This is a genomic window from Legionella gratiana (assembly GCF_001467695.1).
Classification (GTDB): Bacteria; Pseudomonadota; Gammaproteobacteria; order Legionellales; family Legionellaceae; genus Legionella; species Legionella gratiana.
Genome location: NZ_LNYE01000002.1, coordinates 1 through 26806 on the forward strand (window position 1 = coordinate 1; position 26806 = coordinate 26806).

A 26806-nucleotide genomic window follows, 5' to 3' on the forward strand; every position below is an offset into this window, starting at 1 on the left:
GAGCCGGATGCGGTAGTTCCGCAAGTCCGGTTCTGAGGAGGGTTCGGTCGGAGTGATCTGGCCGTTCTACTCACCCACGACCCCTAATTGGATCAAGAAGAACATTTTTATCATGAAAATCGTGATAACCAATGGTTTCAGGAATCTTAAAGCTTGCTAATAATTTGCACTGTGCTGAAAATTTCGGGCTTAGGGCGTGTAGTGTTTGTAATTCTTTATCGGTGAGTCCCTCTGCTTTTAAAAAAGTAGTTTGCTTTAAGATGTGATCATAAAGAAAGGGTAATTGATTTAATCGCCAATCGGGTACACCAAGTTTGAGAAACGTAGCGATACACTCTTCAGATCTGCGTTGAATTGTGGCATATTGTTTTATTGCTTGGCATAATAGCTCTGGCTTGAAGTTGGTTTTAAGCGTTTGACGCAAAGAAATACCCGCATCCCTCATTAGAAAACAATGTAAATCCTCATTAATTTCAATTATATCGGGCACATTGGCATGGAATTGGGATGACAATACTCGAATGATTTTGGGCTCATTAGATAGAAAAAAAGATGGTGGTGTTTGTTTTAAATAAAAATTCTCTGTTGATGTTGCAAATCGGATCACATGAGACCACGGTGTTGACAATACAATTTCTGGCGAGCGCTCTATTGAGTAGCCATTAGAAACCAGGTAATCGGTTCCCCATTTGAAAAGTGGTAGTAGATTATTCATTTTTGGAAGTTAAAATGCATAAAAAATGACGAGAAAAATATAAGTCTTACTTAACATAAAAAACTTCCCTTTAAATAGTTACCCAGAGAATATTATACATAAAAAAGCGAGTCTCAATAGAATAGTAAAAGCAGGATAAAATAATGGAACAGCAAGATGATTTACCTATATCCGGGGTATAAACAAAAGGATAATGGATTAATTCTTAGTTTGCTTATTCAACCCGGCGCCAAATGCAATCAAGTAGTAGGTGCTGTTGGAGGGGAACTCAAGATAAAAATCGCGGCACCTTCTATTGAAGATAAAGCCAACATGGAATTAGTGCGATACCTGTCTGTCTTATTCAAAGTCCCTAAAAGTCAAATTTAAATAAAGAGAGGCCTTCAGTCTCGACACAAGATCATTGAAGTCATTGGTTGTGGTGTTGATGCTCTCCAGTGGTGTAAAATTTAAAGAATGATTTTAAATAATGAGCCTAAATGCTGGATACAACAATAATTGAGAGCAATTGGCGCTCTCGTGGCTTTAGTTTTGAGCTTTGGGAAGATCCCCCAGGTCAAATTTGGAAGGATTTTAACCATGGGCAATAAAACGTTAAAACCTGCTATTGGAGAAGAAGTATTGATTCCAGCAGGAGTAGATCATACGGTTCAAACCAGTTCCACCACAGGGAGCCGTTGGTATTATGGTTACAAAGTAAGAAGGTAAGGAAATGACACAAAAGAAAATATCATTAGAAAATGATGCTGTTCTGCAATTCATTGTTGATGAATTAATATCTTTACATCATTGCCATACAATTATTTTATATGGCTCGCGCGCACGAGGAGACTTCACAGTAACCAGTGATTATGATGTTGCAGGGATTAGGGAAAAAGGAGATAAGCAACGAATTGCACGCTTTGATGAAGCACATCAAGTTTATCATGATATTTTTGTTTATCCAGAGAATGCTTTTGATTCAATTTCTGATGAACATTTATGTATGTCAGATGGCATCGTTGTTGTTGAAAAAGCTTATTTTGGCACAGAGTTATTAAAAAAACTCTCTGCTTTTTTAATATTGCCTGAGTCCCTCCCTCCTGATGAAATTACAGCACGTAGAGTGTGGTATCAAAAAATGCTGGCAAGGGCGTATACTAGAGATTTAGAAGGGAAATATCGCCATATTTGGTCAATCTTCACAATTCTAGAGGATTATTTTGTATTCAAAGAATTGCGTTATCAAGGTCCAAAAAAAGCATTCAAGTATTTAGAAACACACGATCCAGAGACTTTATCATTATTTGATGAGGCCATAACGAATATCGATAATTTGAATGCCTTAAATAGGCTAATTACAAGAGTTATAAAGAGTGACAAAACGTAGGATAATTATGCCAGAATTAGATATTGAAATTATCAAAGATAATCCAGAGTATTTCTTGTGAAAAGGCATCTATTATTCTTATTTAGAGTGCATAGTAATGAAATTTAATATTTATATTAAAATTTTGACTGCGTTCTTCGTGATTTTTTTAATTCTTGTTTTGGCATTTTTTAAATATTTAAAGTCAGTTGAGACAAAGATAATTGTTAATGCAGGACAAACGATGTCACAAGGACTTTTAATTAGTTTAGAAAAAGAGTTAATTAATAATCCGAAATCAAACTGGGATGCAATAATAAAGAAAAAAACAGATAATCTTATTCATCTTATAGTAATCGACAGTCTAAAACTCACCCTGAAGCAGAATAATCAATTAAATAATGGTGAAATCATTTTTTTATCAGGTACAACCTATCAATTTCTAAACGAGGTAATTGTAGAACATACTGCGTATAAAAAAATTGGTAATACCCCGTATGCATTAGCTTACAATTTTTCAGATCCTGGCGAAATTATTTTTAATTATATGAATCCTGTTTTAATACAAATCGTTCAACATTTATTATCAAAATCAAAAAATACATGGAGTAATGAACTATTACAGTTAGAAAAAATATATGGTTTTCCTCTTCATGTTTATAAAACTAAAAGTAAACACTTACCAGGTAATATAATTAATTCTTTATCAACAAAGCGTTTAGTATTTGAAACCAATAAAAACTCGTCACAAATTGTTATTCTCTATTATAGTTTTAGTGGTGGAATACTCAAAATTGGCCCACTAAGCTATCTGCCCGTTATGGCAAGAATCAGTGATGTTATGTATTATTTTATAGGGACTTTCTTTTTTTTATCCCTTTGTCTTATTGCCTTTTTTTCATTGCTTTTTGTTAGAAATATGAAAAAGGTGTATCAGATAACTAAAAATTTCAGTCAAGGGAACTTTGATTTTCATCGGAAAATAGGTACCACCTCTATTTTGTATGGGCTGTATGTAAATATCATCCACATGGGTGAGCAATTAAAAGAACTGATTGAATCACATAAACAATTGTGCCGGTTTGTCGCGCATGAAATTAGGACCCCTTTGTCAACCATACAAATGGCGACGGATAGTATCAAAAGGAAAAATGCTGAAGATGTATTACTCAATAAACAGCTAAACAGCATACAAGAAGATATTGCAGATATGAATCGCCTCGTCAGCACTTTTTTGATTTACTCAAAAATGCATTCAAACGAATTGAAATTAAAACAGTCTGAGACCGATATAATAGTATGGTTAAGAAAGCTATTAGAGTCTTATTCTTCATCGACATTTGAAATTACATTTCATACTAATGAGTTAAATTCTTTGAAAGCATACATAGATGAAAATAATTTAAAACATGCTGTTACCAATTTGATTACAAATGCTATGAAATTTGCAGAGCACACTATTTCTTTAACCATTTCGCTGGATAATAGTCATATTTTAATTCACGTAGACGATGATGGCTCAGGCTTGCCGGATGATGGTGCGGATGACATTTTTTCTGAATATACAATTGCCGAAAACTCCGGAATTGGAGATAAACATATTGGGTTAGGATTAGCTATTGTTAAAAAAGTTGTTAATCTCCACGGAGGAAAGGTCATGGCTACACAATCACCGATATTAAAAGGTGCTCGATTCACCATAGTACTTCCAAGATATTCTTAGCGATTAAGATTTTAGTTTTGGAAGTTGGCCCCAACTTTAGCATCTTTTGAAGTATCGATCTCTTGTTTCATCTCAACCAGTGCGTCCATAACCGCTGTTAACTGGAGTTTTGCATTTTCAAAACGTTTAGGGATGAATTCATCTTCCTCGCCATCAACCACTTCTCCAGTTCCAATACCTTTTTCAAGAGCACTGATAACCATACTAAGCTCTGATTCAAACGCCGATAATAGTTCATTATTCCCCTTTGCAGATTGCAAGATTCCATGCAATTTTTCCACTACATCTCCAGGAATATAAAGAGTGCCTTCACTACATTTGCTATATTCACGTTTCGCAATAGGTAATGAAAGTAGTTCATCAGCCTTGTGTTGACTCATCTGAAATATTTGTCTAACAGATTGTTTTAGTTCTAAGGGAGTTGGTGGCGAATTGCTAGATTTCAAAGATGCGAGAAGCTTATCACTAGCAGTCACTCGTCCATCTTTGCTATGTTCTTGCGCTGTCTCGATAGGAGTCTGTCCTTTTTCATTTCGCACTTCAAGACTAGCACCACACTCTATTAACTTTTTAATGAGATGTAAGGGCTCTTTTCTATAATTATAAAAATTCTGTACCGCATAGTGCAAAGCCGTCATGCTTTTTTTATCAGTACTATTAATATCAGCGCCATGTTTTAATAATAAAGCAATGACGCCATCATTACTTGGGCCACCAATAAGGACTTTTCCACAACTTACCATTGCCAGGTTTAACAAAGCTTTATTAGCTAGAATTGACTCGAGCAAGTCTTCATGACCTTTAAATACAGAAGGTTCTTTTAAACCTAAGAGAAGTTCTAGTACATCTCTATGTGTCAGTTGTTCTATAGGATCCGCCCGACCTAAGATATCACGGACACGGTTTAAATAATTTTCTTGTTCTTTACCTAATATTTGGTTTTCCTGTTCAACAAACTTTGCAACATCTTCTCCTTCAAATCGCAATTCTGGAAAACTATCAATTTTCTTTAAATCTTGAATGCTTAGAATATCTCGATTTAAAGCGATTTTTGCTATCAGTTCATCGGCTTCGTCTTTACCTAGAATTGCACGGGCATATTCTAGGGTGTTAACTTTTAATTCTTTAGCTGTTTGTGTTGAGGCAAATAAAGATTTTCGAACGGCAACTTGATATTCACCATGATGAAAAATAACACTGTTTCCAGCCTTCCAAATATTTCCTGCCATCGATGTGATAGGGGATGCCGGCGAAAGGGATCGGAAGCCGGTCTGTACATCTTGCGCATCCCATGGTCCAGTTCCACCAAACGTGATTTCTGGATGTTTCACTGACACTCTTTCTAAAAATGTTTTTTCCTGTGAGTTTGCTGCAGCATTAAGTTGATTGTCTGTATTACAACCTTCTAAAGTCACAAAAACTTCACCATGATGTGCGGGCAATGCTCGTTTAAAACCATGTAATAAATTATCAAAATTATCATCATATAACTGCTCACTTGGGCCATGGCAATTACCCATACCATATTCGCCACCACCAGCATGGCCCATAATAAATAATTTTGGGTTTTTCTCAAATATATTGTCTAGTTCTTCCGGTAAGTCTCGTTTGAGTTCATCCAAACTACTATAGATTTTTGGGGATTTATCACACTGATCGAAAAAATAATACTTCAAATCAGGGCCTTCTAAATAGACGCCAATTGGAACAAATTGCTTGAACCGTTGTTTTAAGTGAGGATTTATCACCACACCCCTCTGATTTTCAGGCAGTGGATGATCTGGATCTGGTTTATATATTAAGATTTCTATTGCAGCGTCTTTCATGGCTCATCTCGACTATTACTTAAAATAATAGGTTGATTTTATCAAAAACACTCGGCTCATATGTATATATATTGTACAAGCGTTCTAAAATGATACTTTTGTCGAGGGTAAATGATTATAGATTTGCGATATATTGGGTGAAGCTTTCATAACTGGACGAAAAATCCCAAGGTCGAGGCAAAAGAATTTTTCACTATTTTTGATAAGTCTTACATAAGATTGGTGGCTGAGATCTATATTTATTCCCAAGCCGCTGATACAAATATATATCCTTTTTTATGAATTGTTTTTATACGATAGGGCTTTTTATTATTATCATTCAATGCCTTTCTTAAACGTGATATTTTTAAATCGATACCTCTATCAACCCCATCATATTCATGCCCAGAAAGAGCATACATAATGCTATCTCGACTCAGCAACCTATCATGGTTCTTAACCAACAAAGCAAGCATTTCAAAATCACTGGTACTTATTGAAATTTCTTCATCAAAGAGCTGAACACTCTTAGTACTAAAATTGATAGAAAAATTGCCAAAGTGAAATTGATTTTGATTATTAACTAAATTGGGTCGACGTAACAATGCCTCTATTCTTGCTTTCAAAACCTCGTCTGCAACAGGTTTAGTTAAGTAGTCATCTGCTCCTAAATTTAAAGAGGATACTTCACTTTCAATATCATTAATTGCTGTTAGCATGAGTATTTTCCCCAAATACTCATCTCTAATGGTATGGCATATTTGATCTCCATTCATGCCAGGAAGCATTATATCTAATATTACTAGGCAAGGTTGCTCACGAATGATGCGATAGACCGATCTATCACCACGTTTTTCAATAGAAACATCATAACCTGCTTCTTGTAAGCTTTCTTTGAGGTAATTTGCTAACTTAACGTTATCTTCTACAAGCAATATTGATTTATCTTTCATTCGTTCTGTCTAAGCCTCTTTAAATAAGAAAACTCTCTAAACAAATTTAGTCTGAATTGATTTTTAAGTTCAGTGTTACATAGATATCAGTAGGTAAGCAAACACACGGCGCATCCGTACATTTTATATACAATTGATCTGTTTTAACTCGATATAATGATAGCTAATGGGCGAATCTGTGGAGATAAATTATGAGCGCTTATGTTAAAAATTTTGATGAACATAAAGAAATCAAATCTTCACGTGACATTTGCAAATCATTAAAACCTGTTCCCACAGCGTATATGGACAATAAACATTGTGAGCATTGCTATCCCGAAAAACGTTCTCATTTTCGAAGAAAATTTTTTAATTTATTCCATTATTTTATATTCAATCCATTTATCTATCTTTTATCTAAACTCTTTCTCCTATCAGAGCAGGATTTTTTACGATTCAATAACCTATTAAATCAGTTGGTCATTAATATTTTCCAAAAAATAAAACTATATACCAAGACTCAGACCATTGATAGGAAACAATTCAATAACAGTGTCCTTGCATTTTGGGATGAAGCACAAAAAAGAGGGCTAGAGCTGTATAATTTTAAGGAATCTAACTTGCATACTCTGTATTTTAAGTTGGTCTACAATAGGAAAAAATATTATTTCATACAGACTCCAATCTCTCTTATTTCTCAAAAAAATACACGCTTTGATGAGGATACTAAATATGATAATAAATGGAGCCTCAAGAAAAAATTATTAGATAGCCAAATTCCCTGCCCCTTAGGGAGGGTTTTTATTTCCAGCAAAAACGCCTACAACTATGGTATCTCATTGGGATTTCCTCTTGTGGTTAAGCCACTATCTGAATCTCTAAGTATTCATACTTCATGTACTATTCAAACTCCAAATGAATTAAAAGAAGCGATAAAAATAGTAAAGCAGGTTGATTTTCGCGTGCTGGTTGAAAAACACATTCCTGGTGATGTTTATCGGTCATTAATTATTAATGATTCATTAATCGCTTGTGTGAGACGACAACCTGAGAGCATTGTTGGCGATGGTGTAACTACACTTCAAGAGTTAATTGATAAAAAAAATAAAGTTACGTGGAAAGAAGGACATGGTGAATATCCCTACAAAATTACTCGAAATAGCAACTTAATGAAAATTTTGGCAGCCCAAGGAGTTGCTCTTAATACGGTAATAAACAAAGGACAACAAATCTTTATTGCCAAAAAAGTTACTATGAGTAGTGGTGCAAAAATCAGTACTGTTATCGACCTGATACATCCTGAGAATAAACTGTTATTGGAAAAAGTACATAAAATACTCAATATACCGCTTACAGGTCTTGATTTTATTTGTCAGGACATTTCTCTTCCATGGCATAAGCAACAATTTGGAATTATTGAAAATAATAGCTTCCCTTACATTGAATTACATCTCAATCCATCTGATGGGAAAGGAATTAATGTAGCAGGTAAAATTTGGGATTATGTACTCGATGTTTTAAGTCGAAGAAACGAGCAACCCAATTAATGTACATTATATATACAATTGGGTTTTTTTAACTCGGTATAATAACAGATAAGTAAATCTTTATTCGGATGAAACCATTATGAACTTGCACTGGAGTATTCTCATGAAAAAAGACAAAGAACAACATCAGCCTGTCCTTGAATCCATAACGGCAGATGAACCCAAAACCTCCTCTATAGCATTAGCTTTACAACAATTTAGAAAGGAAGCAGAAAAAAAAGAGGCTGCTGAGGAAGGTGCAAAAGTACGCTGCGGGACTTGTTTTAAAGAAATCGCACCTAAGCGCCTTTGTTCCGGACATGGCGCAGGTGGTAGCGGAGGTGATAGTGCCACCTCTGATAAGAAGACATCTGAGGAAAAAGCGAGTCCTGGTGAAGTTAAATTCCTAACTAAACCTGGCAAAGCAGTTGGGTCTGAAGATGAATTGGTAGGCGTGTTTGGTTCAGAAGAACTTGATTTAGAGTCTGGTTTTGACCCAGAAATAATTGCGGAATTGATCGCCAAAGGATTATTGCTGGTTGATAGTGATCGCGTATCAATGACTCTTTCAATTAAATTACAATGTGAACCTAGTAAATTAACTGAAGAACAAAGAGAAGAATTAAAAAAATTCATGGAAGCGATTATAAAAGAATTCAATGAATTTAAAGAAGAAAATCATCTTTCTGATGATTGCATACAAATCCTTCAAGATGAGGAGGGAAGCATATGTTCTCTTCGCATTACCATGCCCACATTAGCTTTATACGATGCATTTATTCAACAGCTAGCAAATAATTTAGTGCCCGTACCCAGTCCGAAAGCACAAGAAAGAGATGAGGTAACGAAAGAGCAAGGCCTTACTGCAAGTCCACTTTCAAGAGAACCAAGACCGTCTAATAAAAATCAACTCTCCAAACAAGAAGCTAATGAGGAGATACATAATACATCTGAGGATGGGGAACAAGAAATTTTTAACCCATCTCCTTTTAATATGAAGCCATGGTAATAGAAGTAGGTGTTTATTGATTTTTGAAAAGAACTTTAATTTCAAGGCCCCATTTTATTTCCAATAAGACAATTACGTAATTGGGAAATACCATTTCATGCTTTCTCAAGACTGAGCCCTTAAGTTTCGATATCTACAAGATCATTGAGGTCATTGGTTGCGTGTTAAACTGATACAGTGGATAGTTGATTTATAACGGATATTTCTTTTTATGGTTTTCTTATTTATCTGATTGAATGGTGTAGCTTTTTAGGCTATGATTGAAGCTTAGTTGGCTTCAACATAAAAATCATGTTTGATACTTCAATATTGTTTTCTGAATATCGGCGGCGTGTGCTGGCACTTTTATTGCTGCATCCTGATGAGCGTTATCATGTCCGAGAGATTGCGCGGTTAACGAATACCACAGCGGGTACACTTCATCGAGAACTATCCAAACTTGCTAAATCCAAAGTACTTCTGCGCGAGCAGAGCGGTAATCAAGTTTATTACCAAGCAAATCGAAATTTTCCTATTTATACGGAGCTTTCAAGCATTTTAAAGAAAACGTCTGGTTTGGTGGATGTGTTGTTTGATTTTTTAACTCCATTAGCTGAAAAAATTGAAGTAGCTTTTGTTTTTGGCTCGGTGGCCAAAGGAACCGAAAACCTTGGAAGTGATATTGATGTGCTTATTATTGGTGAGGTTGATTTTACAGAAGCAGTTGCAGCTCTTTATGCTGCCCAAGCGAGTTTAGGGAGAGAAATTAACCCCAAAATATATTCCAGGGAACAATGGAAGTCATCTTTACAAAAACAAGATCTTTTCATTCAGGAGGTTTTAAATAATCCCAAGCTATTTATTATGGGAGCTGAACATGACCTTGGATAATTTAATTGGCATCAGCCTGGAAAAAATACCACCTCACCCAGATACCATAAATCGGCTTTTGCATGCTGCTGAACGTAATATTGTGGATTCAAAAATTGACTTGGTTAGCGCGGAGAATCGCTTTGATGCTGCCTATAAAGCAATTATGCAAATAGCAAATGCAGCACTTCAATCTCATGGATATCGAACCTTGACTTCTAAACCAGGACATCATCAAACGATGATTCAGTTATTGCCTCAGACTTTAGGTATTGATAAAAAAACAGTGATTATATTGGATGCTATGCGTAAACAACGCAATATTGCAGATTATTCTGGCGATATTATTCCTGAGAGTGCAGTAATAACTTGTATTGCTCAAGCAGAAGCATTGTTAAAGGATTTTAAAAAATGGCTGAGTGTTAATGATGGAAAACAACAGTGATGTAAAGCAACAACTCAATGAATGTCTTGAGGTACTAACAAAGATTTTAGGCGCAGAGCTTTTGGGAGTTATCTTTATGGTTCTTATCTTATAGGTGGTTTGCAAAAATACAGTGACATTGATTTATTTGTTGTAACAAATCGTACCACAACGTCAAAAGAAAAGATGGAGTTGACTAACCATCTACTCCAAATATCAGGCATTTACATGAAAAGTACGAAGCCACCTATAGAAATGACCCTTGTGGAAAGGGTCGCAATTAATCCTTGGATTTATCCACCCCTTTTTGATTTCCAATATGGCGAATGGCTTCGCTCATCATTTGAAATGGGAAATTTTGAACCATGGTCTGATCGTGCAATGCCGGATCTTGCGCTGATTATCACGCAGGTCTTATTGAAGAGTCATACATTGATGGGGGAAAGCCCTAAGCAACTATTAGACCCGGTCCCATATAGCGACTTTATAAACGCGATGCTTCATGATCTTGATAGACTTTCAGCGGAACTTGAACAGGACACTCGAAATGTATTACTAACCTATGCACGGATTTGGAGTACATTAGAAACTAATGAGATTCGATCGAAACCTATAGCAGCAGATTGGGTGATTGATCGTCTACCTAAAATGTATCAGCCCGTGATGAACAGAGCGAAACACATATGCATTGGTTTGGAAGATGAATATTGGGATGATATTAATGTGCTTGTAAAACCCTGTGCTGATTTTATATTAAGTAGAATTATCGATCAAAAGTTATCAATAAATCTAAAAGATCCTTGCGCCTTAATAAGGCTAACCTAGATAGCGGGGCAGGAGATTATATTTGCCATTAGTATTATTTCAGTAAGGTTCATTCAGTCATTTCCAGGTATTCTGCTACATTGCTACACGATCATCAAATCATTCAAACCATCCAGATGAAATTATCTATGAAATCATAGAGTAATGCATTTTTTCTGTTACAAATTCGATCAATTATTTGTAGCAAAAAATTGCTACTATATTGCTACGCCATGCTACATTTCAAATGCTGAAAAAACACATCCCGAAATATACAAAAGAGGATGTCATGAGGAGTGGTCTGAGTTATCTGGTGTTGCTTATTTTTGTACGCCGCCATTTTTTGTAAAGAGTTCCTAATTTAAAATATTCTTATATAAAAAAGGAAAATGATAAAAAATGAAATAGCACGTGCATTTTATTTTTGGTTGCAATATGTAGCAAATAGTAGTGTCTATGTAGCATGGTTATTGCTACATATTTGTGGGGTATCTTGATGCAGGGATAGTGATATAATCCTTTTACACAGGCAACTTACAAGGCAATATAGATCTTTCATCAATAAGATGTAGCAAATGTAGCGATATATGGAAACCTCTCAGAGGTGATGCGCGATCAGCTAAATATTGAGTATCCATCAAAAGGGACATTGATAAACTAAGAAAAATTATTGATATCAGGATTATGAGTGAGAAAAAACATAAATTATTTAGGTTACAATAAAAATATATTCATCTTAATAATTGTATTGAGAAAAGAAAATACTATTCATTAATAGAACATGAAAGTTATCTGATAACAGAATGTAACTTAAAATTTATATGGTCAATAGCATGTCAACTAAGATTGAAACAGCTCGAATGATTTTGCGTTTAATTAACGAAGATGATTTAAAAGAGGTTGCTGAACTTAATTCTGATCCAGAAGTAAGGAAATTTTTTCCTGATGGAGTCCAAGACACAGATCAAACTGCGAAAAGAATAAAAGAATTCGTTAGTTTTTATAAAGAAAAAGGACTTCCTTGTTTTGTTATTTTTGATAATTCTTTAAAAGAGTTCATAGGACGTTGTGGATTTGGTCCAATTGAAACCGGAGAAATAGAAGTAGGTTATCTGTTGCATAAAAAATTTTGGGGGAAAGGATATGCTTCAGAGGCCTTGGAAGCACTATTGAAATGGGCTAGTACAAATATCGACTCAGAATATATTATTGCTTTTGCACCAGAAGGTCATATTGCGTCACAACGTGTTATGGAAAAGTGTGGTATGGAATATTACAAAGATGGGTATGGCCATGGTGTTATGTGCAAATTCTATCGTATGAAAAATAAATAGCATTATGCAGTACAAGAAATTGAGATTTACCAATAAGAGTTGATAGTTTATAGAACCTTATGGAATGTAAAAATATTGGATTCCTTCCTGCTAAAAGGTGGGGAAATGAAGAATAAAAATCGCAATGTAATTAAGGTATAATTTAATGGAATTAACACAGCAAAAACGGCTTCTATCGCATGTAATTTCTCCAGAAAAAATGGAACATATAATTCAAAAAATTACTGAGAGAATCAAATGCGAAGGAGATAAACCCTCGTTTTTGTTACTGAATTAATGTTTCATAAAAGAAGTAACAAAATGTCATTACAATAATAAATATGTATTTTTAAAAAATGACAAAAATTGATGTAATTACTAGTAGTTATGGGGAGTTATTCAAAAATGGCGTTTAGAATTAGGAATTTTATTGTTGGAGATGAAGTAGAAATTTATAAACTATTTCATGATGCAGTTCATTCTATTAACTCTAAAGATTATGATGAAGTGCAGCTAAATACATGGGCTCCGAAGGAAGCTGATTTGGAAAAATGGAGAGAGTCTTTAGAAAGAAATTATACTCTTGTGGCTGTAGAAGAACAAACAAACGTGATTGTTGGCTTTGCTGATTTAGAGAAAAATGGACATATTGACCGTGGATATGTTAATAAAGATTATCAAGCAAGAGGTGTTGGTCTTGCTCTTCTCAAAGCATTAGAACAAAAAGCTATTGAGTTAGGGATGAAAGAGCTATATGCGGATGTGAGCATCACGGCAAAGAAATTCTTGGAATTCAAAGGATATGTCACTGAAAAAGAACAAACTGTCTCTATAAACGGCGTAAAGTTTATTAATTATTTAATGAGGAAAAAACTATAAGCAAGTGATGGAAAAATGCAGATTCTTACCACCGCCGATGAGAGAAAAAAATATTTTTATTAATATTAATACTGACATGGTTAATTAAACTGAGATTTGATAACTTTTTACCAGGATCGGGGCCGTACCCCAACTTTAACCGATCATGTACGTAGTAGGTGTGGCGAAGTCAGAACACTTGGTGTTTCACCTCATTATAGAGGACAGGGTATTGGAAAGATCTTACTTCCCTATAGCTTAAATTATTTTTCAGATAAAAACTACCAAAACTGTTATCGGACTGTTGCGACACAAAATAATAGCGCGCTTCGTATCTATCAAAACCTTGGTTTTTCAATTGCAAAGCATTTTCAAGTTTACTGTTGGAAATTTCTTAACAATAGTTAAACCTCAGGTTTGGGGCTAGTCTAGCGAATTGTAAAAAGACCTAAAGAGAAATAGAAGTTTTTTAGTAAGTAATCGTTCATCATTGTTTATATCATCTCAACCCGAAACGCTTGATAAGAGGGTGATTCATAGGGATGAGCTTTCTTTAAGGCTGCAACAGCAGCTTTGATTTGCTCTTCAGTACAGATAATTTCTACTTTATATTCAGGCACTCTCTCAAGTTGATTGATTGTTCCAATAAAAGCATGGCTGCCAGGTAATGGCATAAACTGCCCCTCGCCTAATGTTTGCCACGCACAATGCTGATAATGATCCACACTTCCTGCCCCTGTATCAAAAATAGCATTTTTAACAATTTCTAAATGTGTTTCTGGAACACAAAAACAAAGCATGTACATGATATCACCTATGGGGAAATTAATTCTGTTTTCCAAGAGTTGCTTATCTTCGTATAACGAATTACCTCAGAAAAAGAAATGGAGCCGACTGTGTAAAAAATCCATGTTTTTGGGATGAAGCGGAAGCCAAAATAATCCTCACTCATAGGGATAGAAAGGCTTGCAAATTGATCACTCAATTCTTTTTTCCTTGTTTCCAATTGGCCTAAATCTTTAATGACAAGACCTGAAGTAGGGGCATAAGCAGAAAATCTTAATTGGCGTTCACGAGGAAGAGTTCTCCAAAAAGCTTCATTTTCTTCTTGGGAAATGGGTATTGCTGTTCCTTCTAAAATAACTTGTCGGCTCTGCATTGCAAATAAAAAATTTAAACAGGATTTAGGGTTATTTAATAATTCAGCAACCTTGCGTGTTTTTTGTTGAGTAAAAAATAATAGACTCTCGGTTTCAATTTCGCGAATGGCCACCACTCGACTATGAGGATCACCTAAGCTGCTACAAGTGCTTAAAACAGCACAGAAAGGATCCTCAATCCCTCGTTCTTTTTCCTTGTTCAACCATTCTTTTAGCATGTCAAAGGGCACAAATTTCTCCTGTTAATTGGTGTACTATGGTTAATGTATCAAGTTGAACTTATACTTTGAATGCACGAGGGTTCACTTCCACCATCGTTTTTGAACCTGATTTTACAATGCGTATTTGATTGTGTTCCACTAATAATTCAACTGCATGGTCGCGTTTTATTTTATCTCGCAACGGACTTAATTGTTGAATGGTTCGTAACGTTGTTGAACTAATATTCTTTTCAATAAACCAGCCCATAAGTTTTAGGGCATCGGAAAACTGCAAAGAAACGGTTTCGGTAGGCATAATTCGCCGTGCTTCTTGCAAATGCCAATTAATTATTTCAATAGCATTTTCGGTATGCTCTACACTAATATCCCCATCGCGTCCTTCAAAGAGATGAAAAAGTGCTGCAAGCCGCGCTGTATTTTCAGCCGCTTTTGATGCGAAATCAACGATATCGACCCACTGGCCTTGAGGTTTTAACCCTGCTTCTACCGCATTAAAAAATAAAATCCATTGTTGTTTTGCGGCCATACTCATTTTCAACAATGGAAGTTGAATACAACCTTGATGGCTTAATTGTTCTGACTGATTTAAGCAGGCAGTGACGCGTTGGTCATAATAGGTTAGAGAATGCAAAGAAGCAGGCGGTTCTTGGTAAAATCGATTTCCCATACTATTGGCAGGATAAGCCATGAGACAACGAGCTAAAAAACCGCTTTGTCGACTGATACCCGAAGCTTGCTTGGTAAGTTGTTGTAAGATAAGCGGTTGCATCATCAAGTTAAGTGTTAAGCGCCGATTTTCAATGGTAAATCCTTGCGTTGTTTTACGATGCGCGGTGAATGTCTTACCGTCCCACAAACGATTAAGCAAAGCTACAAAACGAGTCGGATTACCTTGCATGCTATGGCTACCTAAGATGATGCCTGCCTCATCAGACCAAAGGGAAGCGGAAGGCCAACCTTGAGCCAAATGAATGGCCAGTGCCTCTTGGGTCGCATCTTCAAAATAAAGAGTGGGTTGCAAAGGAATTTCCGGCTCTTGATGAATTAATTCATCAAGCATTTCTTTGGCATAATCAGAATCTTCCCCCGTATAAGTTGCACGTTTGATTTGAGAGAATAAACTATCTTTTTCCATTTGCCATACTTGATGTTGCGTTAGTGCTGATAACACTTCAGGCTCGCGCCTTTTACGAATCAATGTCTCCCAGTGACGCGCTGCTTTCGAAAAAACATTATCTGCAGCAGTTTTTCGGGTGCCAGAGCCGCTGGCAATTAAAAAATAAAGTGATACTGGACTAATTAAATAGTTGTCTCGCGCCACATTAGCAAGTGATTGGCATGATAGTGACATATTAGCCAAGGCGCTGCATGCAATCAAAGGCAGGGGTTGCTGTCCATATTGTTGATAGTCGATTACGGCTTTTCTTACAATTGGGGGAAGTGCCTCAACTGGATAAGGACAGTCAGGGGCTAAGATTGGAGAAAGTGGAATAGGTTGTCCCCATCCGACATTTTGGTGGACATTATTTTTGATCTCTAATTCATTCTGTTCAATAGTCATTGTGTTAGAAGATGAAGTTTTGGTTTCTGATTTTACCAGTAGCGTCTGTATGATGTAAAATTAGTGGCCTGGAATACAATATAGATGTCCTTTTATTATTGAGCATGAGATTTGAAGACGCTTTGATAAGTTTCTTTCCATTTTATCCTGGACAAAGTCGATTTTTTTGAGCAACCCAAACCGTTGCTTCTCCACACTCTGGGCCCCTAACGTTATGTACAAGGATTTTAAAATGGCACTCTAGAAGGATTTGAGTATATTCTTCGGAAGAAAGGGAGGCATGATATAAATCATATCCTCCATTATCACCCCAAACTTCTCCATACTCCGGTCCGGAAGTAAATATTAATAAACCATTTTGCTCCACTAAAGAGGCAAGGGATTTTAATGTTTTTCGTTGATCGTCATGAGGTAAGTGAAAGAAACTATGCCAGGCAATGACTGCATCGAATTTCTCTTGCAAATCTAAAGCCCTCATATCAGCAAGTAGCCATTTTGCATTTGGGAATCTTTTTTTGCATTGCTCAATCATTTTTTTACTTGCATCAATGCCTGTTACTTTATACCCTTGTTTCATTAAAAATTGGGCTATGGGTTCGCCCGTGCCACAGCCAACATCTAAAATAGTTCCTTTGGATGGAATCTGATTTTGTAGTAGTTCCAAATAAAATTGCTCCATTTTGAGCTCTTTATTGCGGTGACTATCAAACCACTCAGAAATTTCATCATAAATAAGGTAGACGTTGTTTTTATTTCTTTTCTTGATTGAGGGATTAGTTCGATATTTCAATTGAACAAAGCCACCGCCAATACATTTAGTTTCAATATGCTCCAGTTCGATGTCTTGTGCCAAAGGTCCAAATAACGAACGCCCAGAGCCGAGCAACACTGGTGCAATGGTTATTGTTAATTCATGTATTAAATGCGCGGCTATAAAATTCTGGACAGTTATACCGCCATCAATATAAAGATGTTTAAACCCTTCATCAGTTAAGCGCTTCACGAGCTCAATAGGTGTTTCGGAGGAGGTTGAAACATGTTTTAAATGAACAGGAATTTTTATGGGTTTGCTGCTCATCACTACAACTGGAAGCTCACCATAAGGCCAAGGATTAAATGATAATACTTTCTCAAAAGAATGCCTACCCATAATGAGTCCATCGACCGTAGATATGAACTCTTTATAACCACCATCCTCACCAGATGGCACAAGCTCATTTGCTTTGGTTAGCCAATCAATAGAACCATCATCTCTTGCAATAAAACCATTAAGACTTGTAGCAATAAAAACAGAACACTTAGCAAGCATAATCGTTTATCCTTTGTATACAGACTTATTGATTGAGTTCAGAGTCGATTCTTTTTGAAGTCAGATGAAGACTCTAGAAGTCCTAAACTTAAAGCTCCTGGAAAAACAGTATCATGATCCATATTATTTAGAACATTAAAAGCAGTGCTTAAATTCCTGTGAGGCTTGCTCATGATGGTTTCATTCAATAACTTTAAATCATCTATCATTTGGTAATCGCCTTTATTTTCTTGGTCGCCGATAATAAAGCAAACACGAGTATTTTCTTCAAGATTAAAATTTTGCTTTTTTTGAGCTGCTTTTAGCACCAAATGATTATCATACCAGAGAGAGGGGCTAACGATAATGTAACGATTAAATATTCCAGGATGGTGGACTAATAAATATACCCCAAATAATCCACCGTAAGAATGACCGACAAAAGTAGCGGTTTTATTAACTCTATATGTCTGGTGAAGATATGGAATAAGTTCTGAATGAATAAATCGATAAAATGATTCGGCACCACCCGAGTATTTTTGATATTCAGCTCCATATCCTCCTGATCCAACATAACTTGGTGTGTAATCTCTGGTTCTATTTTTCTTATACTCATTAGGATTTGCATAAGCTATCCCAACAATAATGGAGTCGTTGATTCTATTTCGGTCAGATAAATGCTCACTAATTTGTTTGGCTAATGCAAAGCTGTAATCAGCATCTAATAAGTAAATAGTTGGATAGTCTTTTTTGTTAGAATCATATTCTTTGGGGAGACTAATATATAAGTTATATTTGATTCCATTGATCTTTGAAGGAAACTCTTTGGTTAACGTATGATGTAAGCTAAATGTATTCGTGTATTTTTCCTCTAGCGGATTACTTTGTATCTTCGTCGATATGCTGGCTGCTGCCATAAGGCTTAAGGAAGATATTAAAATGAACAAGGTGAACATTTTTTTCATAAACTAGCCTCGCAAAGACTTTAAAATAAGAGCATTCATTTGTTTCTGAATTACCTCAGGCCCACGGTCACATAAATCAATATGTTTGGCTTCAGGTAGTGGAATAATTGTTATGGCTAATTGTTTTAACGACTCTTGAGAAGGCAGTACGCCTTCATCTGCCTTAGTATCATTTCCACGCAGCGATAAAATAGGTGTTAGCCCGGTACGTGGAAAAGGCATGCGCAAGCTATCCAATGATATAATTTTTTTCACAAATTGAGGATGGTTTCTTGCAAACAACATGGCAATATCACCACCATTCGAATGACCAATTAATGTCACTTTAGACAAGTTTAAACTGGGGTTGATCCGGCTAAGCTCTTTGATTACGTAAAGTATATTGGTACTTCCTCGTTCCCATAAGGGTTTGCGTCGCTCAAATAAATTGCCAGTTTGAGCTAATGGGGGATCTGATTTTAGATCATGCTGGATGCTTACAACAAAATAACCGTTTGCAGCAAGTGCATTGGCTAAGAATGAATATTCAGTATCGCGTACAGTGTATCCATGATTAATGATGGCAACGGGTAGTTTAATAATACCAGCATTTGCTTTCCCCTGTGATTCATTACTCACATAAATTTTAACTGGAATAAGTCGTTTGCGATCTTTATCATAAAATTTAATGGTCTTAGTTGAGATAAATGGATTGTTATCAGGCTCTGGATCCTGAGACCAATCAACCACTTTCCCGCGGGTAAAATCCCATCTATAAAGCCAAGAAACCCCAAAATGGGCATAGTAAGAATCAGCGGATAGATAGGCTTTATCCTGTAGTGCATCATCTAGGCTGATAAAATGATAACCGTATTCTTGGGCTATAGTTAAGAGTGATTCAATGGCTAATGAATTAACAAGATTGGCATGAAGTAGCCAAATCTGATTAATATTTCTACCAAACATTTGTTTAGATGCGCTTTCATAAAAGGCAAATTTAGCACGTGTATGTTTCAAGTAACTTTGAATGATTTTGTCTTTATTTTGAGGAAACTCATGTAATTGTTGGTTAAATTTCCAATCGTCAGTGTCTATAGTAACTGGAGCAACTAGGTATCCTTCATGTTTTAAAAACGACTCAAATTGAGAGCGAATCTTGAATGTTTCACCTGTATCAAGGTAGGGGTGCCTAAAGTAACGGTACTCTCTACCTGCACTTTGCATTAATTGTTTGGATATTTTAGAGCCATTAGTCACTTCGGCTTTAAATTGCTTGGTTGTGATGCTACTTAAGGACAGATGCGAATAAGTATGATTTCCCAAATCAAATCCGTTATCCACCCATAATTTTAGGAGATTTATTTTTTCTTGAGTTTCATTAGTGCGGTAGAGTTTCCCTTCATTCACAAATCCAATTGCAGGTACTCTATATTTGATAAGCGCATTTACTATTTGCTGATTTATTTGAGCTTGTTCCTCTATAGATTCTTCGATTGAAGCAGGTAAATCATCAAAAGTAATTGCTATTTCACTGGCGTAACCAAAAGCTTGATAGCAAAATAGGAATAGAGCTTGTGCTATTAATAAAGAAATGTTGGATTTCATGTATTATTTTTCCAATTCATTAATTAAGTAAAATAATTGATTCAGGGTCTCATTTTTCGCTCTGAAACTGGCGAAGGTTACATGTTTTTTACTATCTGCAATGTGTTTCGTAAAGGTAATCACACGACCATCTTTCTCAATCCAGCCGATGAACCATCCGTGTTGTAGTGATAGTTTTTGGCTTTTGTCTTTTGTTAACTGTCGACCATTCCCTGTTTTTCCATACAGTTTCCAACCACCCGCTAATTCTTGAATATATAGAATGTCTTTAGTCATAGTGAAAGCTTTGGGATTCACGGATAGTTTTTTATTGACTATTTTTTGCAGAAACTGAATTTGCTCACTTGGTGAGATGGCAAGCGAGCTTGATAGCCAGGAATGGGTTAATCCATTATTCTGACCTTTGTCGCCGGAAATATCCTGATTGCCATAGTGAAATGCATCAACATAATTCTTAAATCGAGTCATACCTAATTGTTGTGTTAGAACTTGTGAATACCAAACACAGGAATCTCTTATCCAGGTACGTGGATTATGAGGATATTTCCAAACATTAAGATAAAGTTCATATTCTTTTTTGTACGGCCATTCCGGATTGAGTGTGTCTTTTAATATTCCTGAATCAAAACCCATAAGACTCAAAGCAATTTTAAAGGTTGATTCTGGCGCAAAACGCTTATTGCAATCTTTACCCTCGTGCTTTAGCACAGTTTGATTTTCCTGTACCAAAAAGCAAGTACTTTGGGCCCAAATAGTTCCGCAATAAAATAGTGTCAACCATAGAAGTACGCTTAGTTTCTTCATAACAACTCCAACATCATGTGAATTTATATCGATATGGGTACGAGCTACACTGCTGTACCCACAGGTGATTTATAGCGTGGTATTACTTAGGCTATTTAGAGCAACCTTACGAAATACTGGAGCAGCCAATTCTCCACCGGAGGTTAAAGTCTTACCATTTTTTCTTGAATGACCGTCTTCTATTACAACCACCATGGCATAACGTGGCGCATCAACCGGTACAAAACCTGCAAACAAGGCAATATGCTCGCCTTCTGCAACATTAATATTTTCTGTAACAGTTCCTGTTTTACCCGCGACATGAACACCAGGAATCGCAGCAAGTTTTCCTGTGCCATTTATAACAACGTTCTCGAGGATATGATTTATTGAATTGGTTGTTGCTGCTGAAATGATAGGAGCCTCTTCTCCTTTGAATGGACGTCCAAAGTTTGCAAGAATGGCGTAGGATTTTGTTAATGAATCAATTGTGACCGGTATATTCTCCCCAAGAGAAACCATTGCAAGTTGCAAGTCATCACTTTGATTTGCTTGCCACCAAGTATTAATATCAAAACCAAATTCAGTGAGTTTTTTACGAATTACAGGTAGTCCAGTTTCTTGGGCGACTTTAATCATGCATACATTACTTGATCTTGCAACCGCTTGGGTCAATGAAGTAGGGCCTTGACTTACATAGTAATCTGTAAATGTTTTACCTTCTACGGAGTAAGGTGAGCGACAATCATATTTTTTGGTTTCAGAACTATTCCCAGCATCAATTGCTGCCGCCGCAATAAACGGTTTTATCGTAGAGCCAGGTGAAAAAACACGTGATTTCCAGCTATTCTGATTTTCATCATTACCGGACTCAGCAAAGGCAATGAGATTACCAGTTTGTGCATTGACGATTGCAATAACCCCCGATTTTGCATGATAGTTTTTTACCGCCATTTTAATTTCTTGCGCGGCAATTTGTTGCATTTTAGGATCTAAATGAGAGGTATCGATTTCTTGTGCCTTAGAACCGGTCAATGAACCGACTGCTGAATAGGCGACACAGATTGGTGCCAAAATAGAAACCCCCATAAATCCAACTGCTAACCATAATGATTTAGATGGTTTAAGTGGATAAGCTGATAACATTGAAATTCTCCTGATGATAAAAGTACAGTCTTCATTGTCTTTGCCCAAGGCCATACCTACCGTGCATGCAATTTCTAGGTCTGATGACAGAGAACATTGAGACACTGTCTGCACTACATGAAACAGACAGCTGCCATAGTCATGTGCCGAAATTTTTGGCTGGCCAACCAATACTTCATCACATGAACATTCTTGTAATTCGCTTAAAATACGACCCCATCGAATAACACCTGGATTACCCCAGAAAAGAATGCGCAGGGCTTCAATAAAATAGGCCCATAGACAATCACCATTACGATGATGTTGGCCCTCATGAGCAATGGCAATCTTCACATTTTTGGAGGAAGAAAATAGGGATACGGGTAATACGATATAAGCTTTGTTAAATAAAACGACGGAGAAAGGAATATGACAACGTCGAGAAACTTTAATGACCAATTTACCGGAAGTTCGATATGGAATTGCTTCAGCTAATAGTGCTCTTAAACTGCCCAAACTCAACAATACTTTATAACTGCGAAATAAGACGAGCAAACAAAATACGATATAAAAAATATGAAAATAACTCGTATTGCTTATTGAAAAAGAGGTTGCTGATTCAGGAGTCTCTTGGGAGTGTTTAGACTTTAAAATAGGTTGATTCACATACTCTTGCAAAGCATCAATGGATGCATAGTGATGCCGCTCCAATTTTTGATTGGTTTTAATACAATGAACCATTAATGGAGAAATCACACAGCTAATTAATAAAAAGCGAGCCAATTTGAGTTTAAATGATGGCTGATTTGAGAGCCAACGACCGCCAATAAACCATGAACTGACTAAAAGCAAGCAATGAATGCTCAATAAAATTTCCAGGAATAACATAATCATGCCTCTATTTTTTGTTCAGAGGTTACTAATTGTTTTAGTGCTTCCTCAATTGCTTGAATGTCATCATGTTGTAGCTTTTTGGCCATCAAGAGTCTTTGCACCAGTGCTACAGGTTCACCATCAAAAACATTAGTGACCATATGCTCAATGCACGTGCTTTCGTACTCAGCCTTGGTAACAATTGGGAGAAAAACATGGGCATAAGTATTTTTTTGGCATCCCAAAAATCCTTTTTGTTCAAGTACTTTTACTACAGTTGCCACAGTGGTATAAGCTAAAGGTCTTTCTTTGGGCAAATGTGAAACAATATCTTTAATGGTTACTTTATTAAGGCTCCAAATAATATTCATTAATTCAAGCTCTACCTCTGTAAGGAGGCGATCATGAGCAAAAGTGTTTTCCCCTCTTTTTATTGACATTTTTTCTCCAGAAACTAAGTAAAACATAATCTACTATATTTTTAGTAGATACTACTATAAAAATAGTAGCCTTGAAATAGTTTTGAAAGAAAATAAATTTGTTGAAGTTTTATTTAGTTAAGACATCTTATAGGGGCTCTGGGTGCAAACCCCAGAGCTCCTACTTAATGATCGACAAATTAAACGTATGCTGAACTATTGAATTGTGGTGGTTTGTACAAAACGCTGCGGTGCTTAGAACAGCCCTAAGTCAAAATGCTTTTGCTCTACCTCTTGTTGCCCTTTAGTAGCAACGCCTGTCGTTTTAATTTGTGTCTGCTCTTGTAAACGTGGGTTCATTTCTTGGGTGGGATTTTCTTTTAAACGCATATCAAGAGGCAATTCTTCTCGTATTGATAACCATTGCCCAATAGCACTTAGATCACCAACGATAGGCTCTGCAATTTCTCGAAAAACAGCGGGTCCATTCTCGCTATTAGTGAGACAAACAACTGCTTCATCAGTAGTAAGGTTGATCGCTGCTAAATTGCGTCCAGTTCCATTATCACCCCAATGAAAAGCGATACGGGTTCCATCGGTATTTTTCTGAATCCCAATTCCTAGACCCCAAGAGATTTGATCTAAAGTATCAGTAGAGACTCCTTGCTTCATTGCTTTAGTATCTTTATCTTTCAACGATGAAACAACCGGTTTAAACATTTCCCATCTAATATAGGGATCGTTAATACAGGCTTTTAGAAATTTTGCATAGTCAGAAGTCGTTGTATACAAGGATCCTGCCGGGTGAACCATATAAAATTTTTGCTTACGATTTACTGAGCCATCTTGATCATGGCCAATTGCTATTGTTGCAGCATGTTCTGGAGGATGACCAATAATTGTAGTCACAAGGGGTAACTCCCTTGCTTCAACAGGTATTGGCTTTGACCAAAAAAATGGTGGTATTTGAGCAAAGCGAGCTTTGATTTCTTGTAGGCTTTTTTCTTCAAGTTGGTTGGAATTTTTTTCAGTCATTTGTACGCTGCCGTCTACTGCCCTTTCAGCAACAAATAATTTATCCTTTTGTAGGATAATACTTAATTGACCATGTACATCTAAAGTATCTTTTAATAATTTTTTAATGCGTTCAGGAGTTGGTTCTTCCTCTTCATCTGGCAGTTTAATAAGACTGCAACCCGTTGGTGGCATGAAACTACTATCAGTCATACCTATCTTAGCAAACTCTTCTTGAGCTAAAGCTTCCAGTGATTTTGCAGTAATGTGTTCCACAATTTCACCTAGAAATTGATAAGCTACTCCTGAATAATCAAATTGTTTTCCTACTTCAGAGACATACTTTAGAGATTCTGGTGATGAAAATTCGTTAGGTAAGCCTGCTTGATGGGATAGGATCATACGGGCAGTTAATTTTTTATAATTTTTATCAGTTCGCATCTGTGGAGGACCAAAATCGCCGTATTCATGGAGTGGTTTGTCTAAATCAATGAGATCTTTTTGCGCTAGTTTCAATACAATATAAGCAAATACAGGTTTACTCAATGAAGCGGCTTCAAAAACAGTCGAACTAGTAACTTCTTCAGGTTTGCTGACATTAGTCACACCTACCTCTTCTGTAGTAACAACTCCGCGGTCAGAAATAATTGCTGTGGCAATACTTGGGATACTAGTTCTTTTTTGCAATTCACTTAAAGAACTTGTCCGTTCTTTAGATGGATTGGGTCTTGGAAGTGGATTGATGCCCCAATTATTAGTTTTACCCCCTAGCTCATCAATAGTTCTAGCAAAACCCCATTTTGGAAAAAAATAGTTCGAAGCCAGTTCTATTTGAATTGTCGAAGGGACAATTTGTTCCGCAAGAATATGTCCATTATGTGAATTAGCGAAAAATACCATGGCACTCTTATCCTTTAAATTGATTGCAACCCACGCTCTGCAATCATTCATGTCACCCGAATGATAGGCGGTAACAACCTCTTCTTTTTCATTGGTTTGTAACCCCCAACCTAAACCCCATGCAACATGGCTTAAAATGGAATCGCGTATCTTGTCTCTAGCAATTCCAATTGCTCCCGCCAAACCTCTATCGTGCGTCATGAAGGCATGCGGAATAAAAGGATTTTCAATCGAGCTGTCATGGCTTAGATGTTTGACAAACTGTGCATAATCTGATGCCGTAGTTCTTAGTGTATTGGCGGCACATGGTTTGGGTTCTTTACATCCATATTGTGAGACTACAGCTCCAATCAGCTCCGGATTGTTTGAAAGTTTACCTTTATCAGGTAACTGTTCAAGAATGCTTGAAACTACTCTTTCCGGAAAGGAGCGATTGACTATTTTTCCATTATCTAACCAATATGCTGTTAGTTGCTCATCTTCTTTTAGTATGACAATCTGACCAGGTTTCATTTCATCAAACAAGGGTTCTTTTTCAGCATGCAAAAGCGAGTGATAGGCCTTTAATGGCTCATAAGTGCTATGAGTCATGTCACAACGATCAAATACATGGTTTTTGGCCAATGTTTCTAGATTTGCTTCAGTCAATTTTTCAATCACTTGTTGTAAGTACACGATACCAACATTTGAGTATCCATGCATTTTTTCTTTAGAATCTTTTTCTTTAGGGTTAGGAATGAACTGAAACTTCATTTCACCATGAGCAAGGCCTGTTGTATGTGATAACACCATCCTTGCAGTGAGTGCTTTAGCACAGACAACAGCAGATTTGTCAGACATATCAAATTTCATTCCATCTATCTCAAATTCTTCTAATGGTAGAATATGAAAAAGAGGAGTATCTAAATCAAATTGACTCAGGTTGAATTTATCCAAATTAAATTTACCTGTCCCGCGCTTTGCTTGATTCGCCGCATTGGACTGCATCAATTTTTGTACTAAATAGGCAAATACGGGTTTGCTTAGCGAGGCTGCTCCAAAAACGGTTTCTGGTTGCACTTTTGTAGGTGGTGCAAGGCCTGTTAGAGTAGTTATTAATTCAGATTCTTGAGAATTGGCCAATTTATAAGTATCAGTACAACTTTCTCGTAACTTTTGATATGAGGATTGATTACTTTCATTTAACTGTATTTGATGAACGCTTTGTGTTGTTTGATTCACATAATAAAGTGTGTCGTCAAATAGAACTACAGCATCTTTAGTTCCTAATCCCAACTTATGAAAGGGATATTTGAGTGGATCAACAGGTATTGCAAAAAGGCCGCAACCATCTGTAAGCCCTTTTTCTTGAGTAGATATGATTCCATCACTGCTTATAAAGGCAATAGAAATTCCTGGAATTTGTGCTTTAGACATGACATCCAGCAAAAGTAATTCCGCCATTTTTGCATAAGACATACAATTGATCATAATAAAAACAAGTAAGTTAATTATACCCTATGCCGTAAAATTTATTCTCAATCAGTATTTTTTTACAAATTTTTAACATTGTCGGATGTTTAGATTAGCCGTTTTCTAGACGGAAAGAAGAACCTAAAATGGATTCC

25 protein-coding genes are annotated in these 26806 nt (G+C 36.3%); 12 read left to right on the forward strand and 13 right to left on the reverse strand.

The genetic code is table 11. From position 1 onward, the window contains the following. Nucleotides 1-70: 70 nt before the first annotated feature. On the reverse strand, nucleotides 71-715 hold the full coding sequence (locus tag Lgra_RS17915) for a phosphatidylinositol phosphate kinase family protein (protein ID WP_238584315.1): 645 nt from the start codon (nucleotides 713-715) through the stop codon (nucleotides 71-73). 156 nt (nucleotides 716-871) lie between these two features. Between Lgra_RS17915 and Lgra_RS00525 the strand changes: the two genes are divergently transcribed. From Lgra_RS00525 to Lgra_RS00535, 4 genes are all read left to right on the forward strand, one after another. After that, complete coding sequence (locus tag Lgra_RS00525; protein ID WP_014845057.1) at nucleotides 872-1084, forward strand: DUF167 domain-containing protein; 213 nt, start codon at nucleotides 872-874, stop codon at nucleotides 1082-1084. A gap of 210 nt (nucleotides 1085-1294) precedes the next feature. Next, nucleotides 1295-1423, forward strand: a complete 129-nt coding sequence (locus tag Lgra_RS18420) for a hypothetical protein (protein ID WP_255464427.1) — start codon at nucleotides 1295-1297, stop codon at nucleotides 1421-1423. A gap of 4 nt (nucleotides 1424-1427) precedes the next feature. After that, nucleotides 1428-2084, forward strand: a complete 657-nt coding sequence (locus Lgra_RS00530) for a nucleotidyltransferase domain-containing protein (protein WP_014845058.1) — start codon at nucleotides 1428-1430, stop codon at nucleotides 2082-2084. 97 nt (nucleotides 2085-2181) lie between these two features. Further along, nucleotides 2182-3786, forward strand: coding sequence for a sensor histidine kinase (locus Lgra_RS00535; RefSeq protein WP_014845059.1), 1605 nt, complete (start codon nucleotides 2182-2184; stop codon nucleotides 3784-3786). Between the two features lie 11 nt (nucleotides 3787-3797). Here Lgra_RS00535 and Lgra_RS00540 read toward each other — a convergent pair whose 3' ends face one another. Next, a complete protein-coding gene (locus Lgra_RS00540; protein ID WP_014845060.1) occupies nucleotides 3798-5612 on the reverse strand; it encodes an ankyrin repeat domain-containing protein in 1815 nt (604 codons plus the stop codon). A 239-nt stretch (nucleotides 5613-5851) separates the two neighbouring features. Then, nucleotides 5852-6544: a response regulator gene (locus Lgra_RS00545; RefSeq protein WP_014845061.1), complete on the reverse strand. Its 693-nt coding sequence runs from the start codon at nucleotides 6542-6544 to the stop codon at nucleotides 5852-5854. A 191-nt stretch (nucleotides 6545-6735) separates the two neighbouring features. Between Lgra_RS00545 and Lgra_RS00550 the strand changes: the two genes are divergently transcribed. The 8 genes from Lgra_RS00550 to Lgra_RS18555 all read left to right on the forward strand — a co-directional run bounded on the left by Lgra_RS00550 (nucleotide 6736) and on the right by Lgra_RS18555 (nucleotide 13714). Continuing rightward, the gene (locus tag Lgra_RS00550) at nucleotides 6736-8070 is read left to right on the forward strand and encodes a hypothetical protein (protein WP_014845062.1); all 1335 of its coding nucleotides are present in this window, start codon (nucleotides 6736-6738) and stop codon (nucleotides 8068-8070) included. 103 nt (nucleotides 8071-8173) lie between these two features. After that, nucleotides 8174-9058 (forward strand): hypothetical protein, encoded by an 885-nt coding sequence (locus tag Lgra_RS00555; RefSeq protein ID WP_014845063.1) that lies wholly within the window; start codon nucleotides 8174-8176, stop codon nucleotides 9056-9058. A 291-nt stretch (nucleotides 9059-9349) separates the two neighbouring features. Next, nucleotides 9350-9928: a nucleotidyltransferase domain-containing protein gene (locus Lgra_RS00560; protein ID WP_014845064.1), complete on the forward strand. Its 579-nt coding sequence runs from the start codon at nucleotides 9350-9352 to the stop codon at nucleotides 9926-9928. Beyond that, nucleotides 9915-10352: a DNA-binding protein gene (locus Lgra_RS00565; RefSeq protein WP_019350461.1), complete on the forward strand. Its 438-nt coding sequence runs from the start codon at nucleotides 9915-9917 to the stop codon at nucleotides 10350-10352. Before Lgra_RS00560 ends, Lgra_RS00565 begins: the two co-directional genes overlap by 14 nt. Before the next feature lie 207 nt (nucleotides 10353-10559). Next, nucleotides 10560-11156 carry an aminoglycoside adenylyltransferase domain-containing protein gene (locus Lgra_RS00570; protein WP_019350459.1) on the forward strand — a complete coding sequence of 199 codons (597 nt, stop codon included), beginning with the start codon at nucleotides 10560-10562 and terminating at the stop codon, nucleotides 11154-11156. Nucleotides 11157-11968: 812 nt separating this feature from the next. Then, nucleotides 11969-12469, forward strand: coding sequence for a GNAT family N-acetyltransferase (locus Lgra_RS00575; RefSeq protein ID WP_014845068.1), 501 nt, complete (start codon nucleotides 11969-11971; stop codon nucleotides 12467-12469). A gap of 384 nt (nucleotides 12470-12853) precedes the next feature. Beyond that, entirely contained in the window at nucleotides 12854-13327 is a 474-nt protein-coding gene (locus Lgra_RS00580) for a GNAT family N-acetyltransferase (protein ID WP_014845069.1), read from the forward strand. A 96-nt stretch (nucleotides 13328-13423) separates the two neighbouring features. Beyond that, nucleotides 13424-13714, forward strand: a complete 291-nt coding sequence (locus Lgra_RS18555) for a GNAT family N-acetyltransferase (RefSeq protein WP_076547508.1) — start codon at nucleotides 13424-13426, stop codon at nucleotides 13712-13714. Nucleotides 13715-13800: 86 nt separating this feature from the next. Here the strand turns inward: Lgra_RS18555 and Lgra_RS00585 are convergent, their stop codons facing one another. From Lgra_RS00585 to Lgra_RS00635, 10 genes are all read right to left on the reverse strand, one after another. Further along, the gene (locus Lgra_RS00585; protein WP_019350456.1) at nucleotides 13801-14112 is read right to left on the reverse strand and encodes a YqfO family protein; all 312 of its coding nucleotides are present in this window, start codon (nucleotides 14110-14112) and stop codon (nucleotides 13801-13803) included. An 8-nt stretch (nucleotides 14113-14120) separates the two neighbouring features. Then, the gene (locus Lgra_RS00590; RefSeq protein ID WP_014845071.1) at nucleotides 14121-14696 is read right to left on the reverse strand and encodes a pyridoxamine 5'-phosphate oxidase family protein; all 576 of its coding nucleotides are present in this window, start codon (nucleotides 14694-14696) and stop codon (nucleotides 14121-14123) included. Nucleotides 14697-14745: 49 nt separating this feature from the next. Beyond that, entirely contained in the window at nucleotides 14746-16248 is a 1503-nt protein-coding gene (locus tag Lgra_RS00595) for a YfjI family protein (RefSeq protein WP_014845072.1), read from the reverse strand. Nucleotides 16249-16390: 142 nt separating this feature from the next. Beyond that, nucleotides 16391-17557, reverse strand: coding sequence for a methyltransferase domain-containing protein (locus tag Lgra_RS17310; RefSeq protein WP_014845073.1), 1167 nt, complete (start codon nucleotides 17555-17557; stop codon nucleotides 16391-16393). A gap of 38 nt (nucleotides 17558-17595) precedes the next feature. Next, nucleotides 17596-18501: an alpha/beta hydrolase gene (locus Lgra_RS00610; RefSeq protein ID WP_014845074.1), complete on the reverse strand. Its 906-nt coding sequence runs from the start codon at nucleotides 18499-18501 to the stop codon at nucleotides 17596-17598. A gap of 3 nt (nucleotides 18502-18504) precedes the next feature. Continuing rightward, nucleotides 18505-20085, reverse strand: coding sequence for an alpha/beta fold hydrolase (locus tag Lgra_RS00615; protein ID WP_014845075.1), 1581 nt, complete (start codon nucleotides 20083-20085; stop codon nucleotides 18505-18507). Nucleotides 20086-20088: 3 nt separating this feature from the next. After that, nucleotides 20089-20889, reverse strand: coding sequence for an oxacillin-hydrolyzing class D beta-lactamase OXA-29 (locus Lgra_RS00620; protein WP_014845076.1), 801 nt, complete (start codon nucleotides 20887-20889; stop codon nucleotides 20089-20091). A gap of 69 nt (nucleotides 20890-20958) precedes the next feature. Further along, the gene (locus Lgra_RS00625) at nucleotides 20959-22881 is read right to left on the reverse strand and encodes a M56 family metallopeptidase (RefSeq protein ID WP_019350454.1); all 1923 of its coding nucleotides are present in this window, start codon (nucleotides 22879-22881) and stop codon (nucleotides 20959-20961) included. Nucleotides 22882-22883: 2 nt separating this feature from the next. Continuing rightward, nucleotides 22884-23306, reverse strand: a complete 423-nt coding sequence (locus Lgra_RS00630) for a BlaI/MecI/CopY family transcriptional regulator (RefSeq protein ID WP_014845078.1) — start codon at nucleotides 23304-23306, stop codon at nucleotides 22884-22886. Nucleotides 23307-23540: 234 nt separating this feature from the next. After that, entirely contained in the window at nucleotides 23541-26657 is a 3117-nt protein-coding gene (locus Lgra_RS00635; RefSeq protein ID WP_014845079.1) for a serine hydrolase domain-containing protein, read from the reverse strand. Nucleotides 26658-26806: the final 149 nt, after the last annotated feature.

Excerpts from the sequence above, each read along its gene's own strand:
- Lgra_RS00630 (WP_014845078.1), bottom strand. The coding sequence starts at position 23,306 with ATGTCAATAAAAAGAGGGGAAAACACTTTTGCTCATGATCGCCTCCTT.
- Lgra_RS00625 (WP_019350454.1), bottom strand. The coding sequence starts at position 22,881 with ATGTTATTCCTGGAAATTTTATTGAGCATTCATTGCTTGCTTTTAGTC.
- Lgra_RS17915 (WP_238584315.1), bottom strand. The coding sequence starts at position 715 with ATGAATAATCTACTACCACTTTTCAAATGGGGAACCGATTACCTGGTT.
- Lgra_RS00560 (WP_014845064.1), top strand. The coding sequence starts at position 9,350 with ATGTTTGATACTTCAATATTGTTTTCTGAATATCGGCGGCGTGTGCTG.
- Lgra_RS00530 (WP_014845058.1), top strand. The coding sequence starts at position 1,428 with ATGACACAAAAGAAAATATCATTAGAAAATGATGCTGTTCTGCAATTC.
- Lgra_RS00635 (WP_014845079.1), bottom strand. The coding sequence starts at position 26,657 with ATGTCTTATGCAAAAATGGCGGAATTACTTTTGCTGGATGTCATGTCT.
- Lgra_RS00610 (WP_014845074.1), bottom strand. The coding sequence starts at position 18,501 with ATGAAAAAAATGTTCACCTTGTTCATTTTAATATCTTCCTTAAGCCTT.
- Lgra_RS00615 (WP_014845075.1), bottom strand. The coding sequence starts at position 20,085 with ATGAAATCCAACATTTCTTTATTAATAGCACAAGCTCTATTCCTATTT.
- Lgra_RS00535 (WP_014845059.1), top strand. The coding sequence starts at position 2,182 with ATGAAATTTAATATTTATATTAAAATTTTGACTGCGTTCTTCGTGATT.
- Lgra_RS00575 (WP_014845068.1), top strand. The coding sequence starts at position 11,969 with ATGTCAACTAAGATTGAAACAGCTCGAATGATTTTGCGTTTAATTAAC.
- Lgra_RS18420 (WP_255464427.1), top strand. The coding sequence starts at position 1,295 with ATGGGCAATAAAACGTTAAAACCTGCTATTGGAGAAGAAGTATTGATT.
- Lgra_RS00565 (WP_019350461.1), top strand. The coding sequence starts at position 9,915 with ATGACCTTGGATAATTTAATTGGCATCAGCCTGGAAAAAATACCACCT.
- Lgra_RS00580 (WP_014845069.1), top strand. The coding sequence starts at position 12,854 with ATGGCGTTTAGAATTAGGAATTTTATTGTTGGAGATGAAGTAGAAATT.
- Lgra_RS00550 (WP_014845062.1), top strand. The coding sequence starts at position 6,736 with ATGAGCGCTTATGTTAAAAATTTTGATGAACATAAAGAAATCAAATCT.
- Lgra_RS00555 (WP_014845063.1), top strand. The coding sequence starts at position 8,174 with ATGAAAAAAGACAAAGAACAACATCAGCCTGTCCTTGAATCCATAACG.
- Lgra_RS00525 (WP_014845057.1), top strand. The coding sequence starts at position 872 with ATGATTTACCTATATCCGGGGTATAAACAAAAGGATAATGGATTAATT.
- Lgra_RS00620 (WP_014845076.1), bottom strand. The coding sequence starts at position 20,889 with ATGAAGAAACTAAGCGTACTTCTATGGTTGACACTATTTTATTGCGGA.
- Lgra_RS00595 (WP_014845072.1), bottom strand. The coding sequence starts at position 16,248 with ATGACTATTGAACAGAATGAATTAGAGATCAAAAATAATGTCCACCAA.
- Lgra_RS00540 (WP_014845060.1), bottom strand. The coding sequence starts at position 5,612 with ATGAAAGACGCTGCAATAGAAATCTTAATATATAAACCAGATCCAGAT.
- Lgra_RS17310 (WP_014845073.1), bottom strand. The coding sequence starts at position 17,557 with ATGCTTGCTAAGTGTTCTGTTTTTATTGCTACAAGTCTTAATGGTTTT.
- Lgra_RS00570 (WP_019350459.1), top strand. The coding sequence starts at position 10,560 with ATGAAAAGTACGAAGCCACCTATAGAAATGACCCTTGTGGAAAGGGTC.
- Lgra_RS00585 (WP_019350456.1), bottom strand. The coding sequence starts at position 14,112 with ATGTACATGCTTTGTTTTTGTGTTCCAGAAACACATTTAGAAATTGTT.
- Lgra_RS00545 (WP_014845061.1), bottom strand. The coding sequence starts at position 6,544 with ATGAAAGATAAATCAATATTGCTTGTAGAAGATAACGTTAAGTTAGCA.